The organism is Pseudomonas sp. RU47, from assembly GCF_004011755.1.
Taxonomy (GTDB): domain Bacteria; phylum Pseudomonadota; class Gammaproteobacteria; order Pseudomonadales; family Pseudomonadaceae; genus Aquipseudomonas.
The window spans coordinates 2,802,093-2,811,416 of record NZ_CP022411.1; the positions used below are offsets into that span (position 1 = coordinate 2,802,093).

At 61.6% G+C, this 9,324-nt stretch carries 7 protein-coding genes; all 7 read left to right on the forward strand.

Translation table 11 applies throughout. The features are described from left to right. The first annotated feature begins 6 nt into the window (after positions 1 to 6). Entirely contained in the window at positions 7 to 966 is a 960-nt protein-coding gene (gene gspK, locus CCX46_RS12810; RefSeq protein ID WP_127926979.1) for a type II secretion system minor pseudopilin GspK, read from the forward strand. Next, positions 963 to 2,141, forward strand: a complete 1,179-nt coding sequence (gene gspL, locus CCX46_RS12815) for a type II secretion system protein GspL (protein ID WP_127926981.1) — start codon at positions 963 to 965, stop codon at positions 2,139 to 2,141. Before gspK ends, gspL begins: the two co-directional genes overlap by 4 nt. After that, positions 2,134 to 2,679 (forward strand): type II secretion system protein GspM, encoded by a 546-nt coding sequence (gene gspM / locus CCX46_RS12820; protein ID WP_127926983.1) that lies wholly within the window; start codon positions 2,134 to 2,136, stop codon positions 2,677 to 2,679. Before gspL ends, gspM begins: the two co-directional genes overlap by 8 nt. Further along, positions 2,676 to 5,048, forward strand: a complete 2,373-nt coding sequence (gspD, locus tag CCX46_RS12825; protein ID WP_127926985.1) for a type II secretion system secretin GspD — start codon at positions 2,676 to 2,678, stop codon at positions 5,046 to 5,048. The genes gspM and gspD overlap by 4 nt, the downstream gene beginning before the upstream one ends. Then, positions 5,045 to 6,451 (forward strand): type II secretion system ATPase GspE, encoded by a 1,407-nt coding sequence (gene gspE / locus CCX46_RS12830; protein ID WP_127926988.1) that lies wholly within the window; start codon positions 5,045 to 5,047, stop codon positions 6,449 to 6,451. Before gspD ends, gspE begins: the two co-directional genes overlap by 4 nt. After that, entirely contained in the window at positions 6,451 to 7,662 is a 1,212-nt protein-coding gene (gspF, locus tag CCX46_RS12835) for a type II secretion system inner membrane protein GspF (RefSeq protein WP_016985711.1), read from the forward strand. The genes gspE and gspF overlap by 1 nt, the downstream gene beginning before the upstream one ends. Before the next feature lie 488 nt (positions 7,663 to 8,150). After that, positions 8,151 to 9,260, forward strand: a complete 1,110-nt coding sequence (locus CCX46_RS12840; RefSeq protein ID WP_095049840.1) for a substrate-binding domain-containing protein — start codon at positions 8,151 to 8,153, stop codon at positions 9,258 to 9,260. The last annotated feature ends 64 nt before the right edge of the window (positions 9,261 to 9,324 follow it).

Genomic DNA, 9,324 nt, shown 5'->3' on the forward strand with positions numbered 1-9,324 from the left:
CCGGCCATGAACAGCCGCTCGCCTGAGGGGGCGAAGCAACAGGGCATGGCGATTATCAGCGCGTTGTTGATTGCGGCCGTGGTGGCGGTGATTGCGGCGGGCATGTTGACGCGCCAGAGCGTGTCGACCCGGGCGCTGGAGGCGGATCAGCAGCGCGTGCAGGGGCGCTGGGTGGTGCTGGGCGGGTTGGAGATCAGCCGTCAATTGTTGTGGGACGCACGTCAGCGCGACCCGTTGACCCGGCTCGATCAGCCGTGGGCGCAGCGTCTCTCCGCGCAAGGTTTTGAAGGGCGACTCGAGGATGAGCAGGGCAAGTTCAACCTGCGTAATCTGGTGGCCAACGAGCGGGTGGATGAGGCGCAGGTCGCGGCTTTTCAGCGCTTGTGCGAGTTGATCGGGGTCAGTGCCGGGTTGAGTCAGCGCATCAGTCAGCGGGTGATTGCTTCCTACCCGCGACTGCTGAATCCGCAGATGGCCGAGGCGCCGAAAAGTGGTTTCGACAGTGGTCGCGCGACCTCGCCAAACGCTTCACACAAACCGCAGAATCCGACAATGCCGATGCTGCGCAGCCTTGATGATTTGCGCAGCCTGGACGGCGTGAATGAGGCGGTGATGGGCAAACTGGCACCGTTCCTGACGGTGATTCCGGCGACGACTTGGCTCAACGGCAACACCGCCACCGCGCCAGTGTTGGCCGCGTATGTGCCGGGGCTGTCGCTGGAGCGTGCCAATGCGCTGATCGCCGAGCGTGATGCCGGGCGCTGGTTTATCAATCGTGGCGATTTCGTTAACCGTTTGCGCATGCCGCAACTGGAGCTGACCAGCGTCAAGGTCGGCATCACCAGTGACTGGTTTCGATTGCGCGGTGAGGCGCGGCGCGATCAGCGGCGGGTCAGTCTTGAGGCGTTGTTGCATCGCAGCCAGGACCGCTTGCCGCAGGTGATTTGGTCGCGGGTGGGCGTATGAGCCAGTTGAAGGTGGCGTTGCCGCCCTTGGCGGAACTGGATCTGCACAGTCAATTGCACTGCGCCTGGCTGGATCGTCAAGGTCAGGTCACGCGGGAAGAACGCCACAGTCTGAGCCAGTTGAGTCAGCAGTCGAAACTGCCGCCGCTGGTGTGTTTTCTGCACCCGGCCGACAGTCTGTTGGCGAGTCTCGATTTACCGCCGTTGCCCGCCAACAAGATTGTCGCGGCGGTGCAGTGTGCGGCGCAGGCGTTGATGCTGGGCGACAGCAGCGAGATGCACATCGCGCACAGCGCGCGGGACGAGGCCGGTCAGGTGCAGATCGCCTGGGCGCCTCGGCAGCACTTATTGCGTTTTGGCCAGTTGCTCAAAAGCGCTGGGCTGAACCTGCGCGGACTCTACCCGGCGCCTTACAGTTTGCCGGTGTTGCCCGGCACCGTCGCGTGCGTGCAGGACGGGCATTTGTTGTTGCGCGACAGTGTGCAAGCGGCGCGGGTGCAGCCGTTGTTTGATGACGGCCTCGACGGTGTTGTTTGGGAACCGGGTGCGACTCTTCACTGGATCGGGGATCAACCGCCGCCGGGCGCCGAATTGCCGATGAGTGATGCGCAGCGCTGGACCGGGCCGCTTCCGGGTTGGGGGCTGCATGGCGCGGTCCAGCAACAAAAAACCGAGCATCGCGGTTGGGGCCGAGCCATTGGTTTGTCTGCGTTGGCCGTGGCGGTGTGGGTGATCGGTTTGAACCTGTATGCCGCTCGCGAGGCCGGGCAGGGCCAGCAACTGAAAACCCAGATGAACCTGCGGGTAAAGCAGGCCTTCCCCGAGTTGCCGGTAGTCCTCAACCCGTTGCAACAGGCCCGTCAGCAACTGGCGGCGCGGCAGAAGGGCGCGGCGGATGATCCCGCGCAGACGTTCAATCGTCTGGTGTTGCAGGCCGGCAGCGGCATGCCGTCGATGGCTGGCAGTGTCGAGCGGCTGACATTTGTCGACGGCGTCTTGCAACTGAGTCTGCTGAGTGAGGCCCGTCGCGGCGGCAATGATCAGGAGTGGCAAAGCACCTTGGCCCAGGCCGGCATCAGCGTTGCGGCAGATGATGAAGGTTGGACCTTGCGTCCGGCCTCTGAAGCCAGCCCAAGCGACAGCGATGACAGCGGTGGAGCAGAAGAAGATGAATAAGGCCTCGCTCGCGGTTTACCGCGCCAAGTGGCAACGCTTTAACGCTCAGGTGCAGGCGCGTTGGCAGCCGTTGGCCTTGCGCGAAAAACGCATGGTCGCCGGCATGGCCGTTGCGCTGATCGGGCTGCTGCTGTGGGTCGCGTTGATCCAGCCGCCGCTGAAGAAAATCACCTATTGGCAAACCGAGACGCCAAAGCTGCGCGCGCAGACTGAGGCGCTGGAAGTGCTGCTGCGCGAAGTCAGCGTGCGCCCGGAGGGGCAGAGCGTGGCGCAGTCGCTGGAGCAGACTCTGCAGGCCAGCGGCCTGGCGGGGCATTACCAATTACAGGAGGCACAGGGCGTCTGGCAGTTGACCTTCGACGCGGCGCCGGCCGACGCCGTGCTCGACTGGCTGTTGAGCAACCCGGCACAACTTTCTCTGCAAGTGGTCGAGGCCCGTTTGCAACGCGCGGACAACCCCTCGACCGAAGTCACTGCCGGCACTTTGTCAGGCACCGTTCGCATGGATCAGGCGCTGGGCGCTAAGGAAGCTTCATGAAGGGGTCAGGATCCAAACCGGCACGTCTGGCGTTGCCGATGCTGCTGATGGCGTTGAGCGCGTGCAGCAACACCACCGCGCCACAGAATCAGCCGCCGCTGCTCGTCGACAGTGAACTGGGCCGGCCGCTGGCCAACACCCAGCGCAGCGGCGACGCGGTGCTCGATCGCGAGCGCGCGCAGGCTCAGGCGCGACCGGCGCCGAAGCAATTGCACAACATCAGCAAGAGTGCGCGTGGCGGCACGTCGTCGTCGGGCATCGCGTTGCCGAGCAATCCGCTGGGCGATCAACCGGTGACGCTGAATTTTGTCGACGCCGATATTCAGGCGGTGGTGCGCGCGTTGTCGCGTTCGACTGGTCAGCAGTTTCTGGTCGATCCTCGGGTGAAGGGCACGTTGACGCTGGTCTCGGAAGGTCAGGTGCCGGCGCGGCAGGCTTACGACATGTTGTTGGCGGCGTTGCGCATGCAGGGGTTCAGTGTGGTTGATGTCGGCGGCGTGGCGCAGGTGGTGCCGGAGGCGGATGCGAAGTTGCTCGGCGGGCCGATTTACAGCGCTGACAAACCGGCGGGTAACGGCATGCTCACCCGTACGTTTCGTCTGCAATACGAGAACGCGGTGAACCTGATTCCGGTGCTGCGGCCAATAGTTTCGCCGAACAATCCGATCAACGCCTATCCGGGCAATAACACCATCGTCATCACCGATTACGCCGAGAACCTGACCCGCGTTGCGCAGTTGATTGCGAGCATTGATTCGCCGAGTGCGATCGACACCGACGTGGTGCAGATTCAGAACGGCATCGCTGCTGACATTGCGCCGATGGTCGCGGATTTGCTCGATGCACCGGGGAATGATCCGACGCAGAAAATTGCGGTGATCGGTGACCCGCGTTCCAACACCATCATCATCCGCGCCGGCAGTCCGGAGCGCACGGAGCTGGCACGTAATCTGATTTACAAACTGGATAACGCGCAGAGCAATCCGAGCAATCTGCATGTGGTTTATCTGCGTAACGCCCAAGCGGCGAAACTGGCGCAGGCACTGCGCGGTTTGCTGACGGGTGAGAGTGACAGCGGCACCAGTGACAGTGCGCGGTCGGTGCTCAGTGCGATGGGCGGCAGCACCGGTGGCAGCGCTGGGCAGAATGGCCAGAGCGGCACGCAAAGTAGCGGCAGCACCTCGACCACCAACAGCAGCGGCAGCACGGGTGGCAGTTACGCGCAGGGCAGCAGTGGCGGCGCAACCGGTAGCGGCGGCGCGCAAAGCAGCGAACAGAACGTCGCCTTCAGTGCCGGCGGCGTGACCATTCAGGCTGACGCCACCACCAACACTTTGCTGATTTCCGCGCCGGAGCCGTTGTATCGCAACCTGCGCGAGGTGATCGATCTGCTCGACCAGCGCCGTGCGCAAGTGGTGATCGAGAGCCTGATCGTTGAAGTCGGCGAGGACGATGCCAGTGAGTTTGGCGTGCAGTGGCAGACCGGCAATCTCGGTGGTAATGGCGTGATCGGCGGGGCGAATCTGGGTGGTTCTGGGATCAACACCAACGGCAAGACCAGCATCGACGTACTGCCTCAAGGGTTGAATCTGGGCTACGTCAACGGCACCGTCGATATCCCCGGCATCGGCAAGATTCTCGACCTGAAAGTGCTGGCCCGGGCGTTGAAGAGCAAGGGCGGCACCAACGTGTTGTCGACGCCGAACCTGCTGACCCTGGACAACGAGGCGGCGAGTATTTTTGTTGGCCAGACCATCCCGTTTGTCAGCGGCAGCTACGTGACTGGCGGCGGGGGCACCAGCAACAACCCGTTTCAGACGGTGACCCGTGAAGAAGTGGGTTTGAAGCTCAATGTGCGCCCGCAGATTTCCGAGGGCGGTACGGTGAAGCTCGATATCTATCAGGAAGTCAGCAGCATTGATGAGCGGGCTTCGGCCAGTTCGACGTCGGCGGGGATTGTCACCAACAAACGCGCGATCGATACCAGCATCCTGCTTGATGACGGGCAGATCATGGTGCTCGGTGGGTTGCTGCAGGACGGCTACAGCCAGAGTAACGACGCGGTGCCATGGCTGGGCAGCCTGCCGGGGATTGGCGCACTGTTTCGCAACGAGCGCCGGGCGATTACCAAGACCAATCTGATGGTCTTTCTGCGCCCGTACATCATTCGCGACAGCGAAGCGGGGCGCAGCATCACCCTTAATCGCTACGACTTTATGCGCCGCGCTCAGGGTGGTTTGCAGCCGGAACGCAGCTGGGCGATGCCGGACATGCAGGCGCCGCAGTTGCCGACGGCGGCGCAAGGTGTGCCGGCGGTGTTACCGAGTTCCGGCCCACGCGCAACCATCAAAGCGGTGCCCATCCAATGAGTTCGCTGCCTTACGCCTGGGCCAAGGCGCAGCGCATTCTGTTGTGCGATGGCGTGCTGACGGTTTGCCCGTCGACGCCGGGCTGGTCGATCAGCGAGGCGCGGCGTCAGTTTGGTGCGACCACGATTCAGCGGGTGCGTGATGACGAACTTGATGGCTTGCTTGCCAGCGCTTATGCCGACACTGGTAGTGCAGCGGCGGTGGTTGGGGCTGCGGAAAACGAAGTTGATCTCGATCGGCTGATGCAGGACATGCCGGAAATCACCGACCTGCTCGACACTCAGGACGGCGCGCCGGTGATTCGCATGATCAATGCCTTACTCACGCAAGCGGCGCGCGATGAGGCCAGCGACATCCACATCGAGCCCTTCGAAACCCATTCAGTGGTGCGCTACCGCGTCGACGGTACGCTGCGCGATGTGGTCTCGCCGCGCAAGGCGTTACACGGTGCGCTGGTGTCGCGGATCAAGATCATGGCCCAGCTCGACATCGCCGAAAAACGCCTGCCGCAGGACGGTCGCATCGCCTTGCGGGTGGCCGGTCGACCAATCGATATTCGTGTTTCAACCGTGCCGACCGGCCATGGCGAACGGGTGGTGATGCGCTTGCTCGACAAACAGGCTGGGCGCCTGCATCTGGAAACGTTGGGCATGGACGCACAGGTGTTGGCCAAACTTGATCACCTGATCCGCCAGCCCCACGGCATCGTTTTGGTCACCGGGCCAACCGGCAGCGGCAAAACCACCAGCCTCTACGCGGCACTGGCACGGCTCGATGCGAGCACCAGCAACATTCTCACCGTCGAGGATCCGGTGGAATACGATCTACCGGGTATCAGCCAGATTCAGGTCAACGCCAAGATCGACATGACCTTTGCCCTGGCCTTGCGTGCGATCCTGCGGCAAGACCCGGACATCATCATGATCGGCGAAATCCGCGATCTCGAAACCGCACAAATCGCCGTGCAGGCCTCGCTGACCGGGCATTTGGTGTTGGCAACCTTGCACACCAATGACGCGGTATCGGCGGTCAACCGCTTGATCGACATGGGCGTCGAACCGTTTCTGCTGGCGTCTTCAATGCTCGGGGTTTTGGCGCAGCGACTGGTGAGGCGGCTGTGCAATCAATGCAAGGAAGAAGACCCCGCTGCGCCCGGCACTTGGCGCCCGGTCGGTTGCCCGGCGTGCAATCAAACCGGCTACAGCGGCCGCACCGGCATCCATGAATTGTTCTGCATCGACGACGATATCCGCACACTGATCCATCAAGGGGCAGGGGAGCAGGCTCTGCGCGCATCAGCCGGCAAGACCGGGATGTTCAGCCTGCGAGAGGACGGTGAACGCTGGATTCGCAGCGGCGCCACTGCGCCTGAAGAAATCTTGCGTGTAACACGGGACGCCTGATGAATCGCTACCGTTTTGAAGCCGCCGATGCCACCGGCAAGATCGAATCCGGGCACCTTGAGGCGGACAGCCAGGCTGCCGCGTTCACAACATTACGCGGGCGCGGTTTGACCGCACTGTCGGTGCACAAGGAAAGCAACGTCGCTCAGCACGGCGGTGGCGGACTGTTCAGCGCCAAACTCTCCGACAACGATCTGGCCTGGGCCACGCGGCAACTGGCGAGTCTGTTGGGCGCGAGTCTACCGTTGGAAGCGGCGCTGAGTGCCACGGTCGAGCAGGCTGAGAAAAAACACATCGCCCATACGCTCAGCGCCGTACGTGCGGATGTGCGCAGCGGTATGCGTCTGGCGGAATCGTTGGCCGCACGGCCACGGGACTTTCCGGAGATTTATCGCGCGTTGATTGCGGCAGGGGAAGAGTCCGGTGATCTCGCGCAGGTCATGGAACGGCTGGCGGATTACATCGAAGAGCGCAACAACCTGCGCGGCAAGATTCTCACTGCGTTTATTTATCCGGGCGTGGTTGGGCTGGTGTCGATCGGCATTGTGATTTTTCTGCTCAGTTACGTGGTGCCGCAGGTGGTCAGCGCGTTTTCCCAGGCGCGGCAGGATTTGCCGGGGTTGACCTTGGCGATGCTCAACGCGAGTGATTTCATTCGCAGTTGGGGCTGGCTGTGCGCAGGGATCATGGCCGGCGCGTTTTGGAGCTGGCGCCTGTATTTGCGTAATCCGGCGGCGCGCTTGAGTTGGCATCATCGGGTGCTGAAATTGCCGCTGTTCGGGCGTTTCATCCTTGGTCTGAACACCGCACGTTTCGCCTCGACGTTGGCGATTCTCGGCGGCGCCGGGGTGCCGTTGTTGCGTGCGCTGGAAGCGGCGCGGCAGACCTTGTCCAATGACCGCTTGAGTTTGAGTGTCACTGAGGCCACGGCGAAGGTGCGTGAAGGCGTGAACCTTGCCGCTGCATTGCGGGTGGAGAACGTATTCCCGCCGGTGCTGATTCATTTGATTGCCAGTGGCGAGAAAACCGGCTCGCTGCCACCGATGCTTGAGCGTGCGGCGCAGACCCTGTCGCGAGATATCGAACGCCGGGCGATGGGCATGACGGCATTGCTGGAGCCGCTGATGATTGTGGTGATGGGCGGGGTGGTGCTGGTGATTGTGATGGCGGTGTTGTTGCCGATCATTGAGATCAATCAACTGGTCCAGTAGCCGGTTTTGATGGTGTCTGATCGGGCCCCTTCGCGAGCAGGCTCGCTCCCACAGTGTTCTGTGGTGTTAAGTCAATTGCATTAACAACATCAATCCCTGTGGGAGCGAGCCTGCTCGCGAAGAGTTCAGTCGGGGCAACAAAAAATCCAGATTTTTTTCCAGGGCTTCAGCATCACCCGACCCTCAAAAGAACCATCCTCGGGTTCTCCTTTCTGTCATCTGCAACCACCCGCCAACGCCTCCAGCCCGATTCAGCACAACCCCCAATCCAGACGCTGCACGACACCCGACAAACACCCGAGAAAATCCCTTCGGAAACAGCTCTCAGCTCCCGAGGTTTTTTCCTTTATCTGTCACCGGAAACTGCGAATTTCTCAGTGCGACTTAACCAAGGCCAACGCTAGCGAGGGCCCCGGTGAGTCCTCCCAGTGTCATGCAAGTCACCCGAAAACCTGTGTTCCCAAACCTAGTTGAAAAGGAGATTCTTCATGTTCAAGCGCACTCTGATCGCAGCCTCACTGACCGTCGCCGCTCTGGCATCCGCCCAGGCCATGGCCGTAACCGGTGGTGGCGCTTCACTGCCTGCCGCTCTGTACAAAGGTTCTGCCAACAGCATCCTGCCTGCCAACTTCAGCTACGCCGTAACCGGTAGCGGCATCGGCAAAAGTGCTTTCCTCTCCAACACCGCTTCGCAATTCGGCACCACCGGCACTGTGCACTTCGCTGCCAGCGATTCGATTCTCAACGCTACGGAACTCAGCAATTACACCGCCAACTTCGGTACTTCCTACGGCCCGCTGATTCAGTTGCCATCGGTTGCCACCTCGGTAGCGATCCCTTACAAAAAGACTGGCAACACCACCCTCAACCTGACCAGCGCGCAACTGTGCGACGCCTTGTCCGGTGCCAAGACCACTTGGGGTGAACTGCTCAACAACGACGCCAAAACCGACCCGACCCTGATCCGCGTGGTCTATCGCACGGCTTCCAGCGGCACCACTGAAATTCTCACTCGTCACCTGAACTCGGTGTGCCCTGGCCAGTTCGCCGTCAACACTACCTTTACCAGCGCTCGTCTGGGTGGCTCTCCGCTGCCGGGCAACTGGGTAGGTGTGGTCAACACGGCTGACGTCGCTACCGCCGTGAACGCTGTAAACGGTTCGATCGGTTATGTCGGTCCGGACGGTGTGAACGCGTCGAGCAACGCCGTAGTGGCGCGCATCAACGGTGTTCAGCCTACCAGCGCCAACGTCAATGCTGCCCTGTCATCGGCTGCTCTGCCAGCCACTCCATCCAACCCGGCGCAGTGGGTACCGGTCGTAGCCAACCCAGGGACCGGCTATGCCATGGCGGCCTACACCAACTTCATCTTCGGCCAGTGCTACAAGGACGCCGCTGTTGCCGCTGACGTGAAGGCCTTCCTGACCCAGCACTACAGCACTCCAGGCAACGCTGTTGCTACCGCTGCCCACGGCTTCATTCCGGTTCCAACCAACTGGAAAAACGCTGTGACCGCCAACTTCATCACCAACTCCTCCGGCAACAACCTGGACATCAACAACGCCAGCGTCTGCAACGGCGTGGGTCGTCCTTTGTAAGTCCTGCTACACGCACAATGAAATGGCAGCAGCCTTAGGGCTGCTGCCATTTTTTTTGGCCGAT